Source organism: Pseudomonas putida, assembly GCF_022627325.1.
GTDB lineage: Bacteria > Pseudomonadota > Gammaproteobacteria > Pseudomonadales > Pseudomonadaceae > Aquipseudomonas > Aquipseudomonas putida_X.
The window spans coordinates 1-523 of the sequence record NZ_JAETZZ010000039.1 but is presented as its reverse complement, the minus strand read 5'-3'; the positions used below and the strand labels follow the sequence as shown (position 1 = coordinate 523).

Annotated in this window: 1 protein-coding gene; it reads right to left on the bottom strand. The window is 50.9% G+C overall.

The genetic code is table 11. The features are described 5' to 3' along the window. A partial coding sequence (locus JNA92_RS25585) for an IS110 family transposase (protein ID WP_241807220.1) occupies positions 1 to 302 on the bottom strand: 302 nt, incomplete at its 3' end. Between the last annotated feature and the right edge of the window lie 221 nt (positions 303 to 523).

Below are 523 nucleotides of genomic sequence, written 5' to 3'. Positions count from 1 at the left end.
GCATCAGAGGGGTCAGTTTTAACCCGCCCTCCAACGCTTTTCCTGTAGTTGCTCAGTTGGAAACCATCGATGACATAAACGTCGAAACCGAAGCCATGGGCTAGCTCAACCAGGTCCAGATGGTAGACATTGGTCGCCTCAACAGCGATTGCAGTGCCGAGGGGCTGTTGCTTTAGCCATCTTTTGATTTCGGGCTTGGTATTTTTCAGCCTGATAATTTCATCACGATCATCGTGATGAATCACTAATTCGGCTTTTGCGACATCCGCACCCACGATCATTTTGTTTACCTGCATTGCCATGGGCGGCTCCTCGCGTTATGGTTTTTGAGCTTGAAGGGTTTTCACCAAGAGGCGCTGGCTTGCTTCTATCGTCGTTTGCAAACGATGCATTCTTTATCGGCGCTTTGGTGGAAGGGGTGGGGCGATGTCTCCCACAGTCTGTACTGCGTCAACAGTCAGAATCCGGCATTTAGTCCCACCACCCCTTCAAGTCTAACCATACAAGCCGGCTTGCCGGCGAT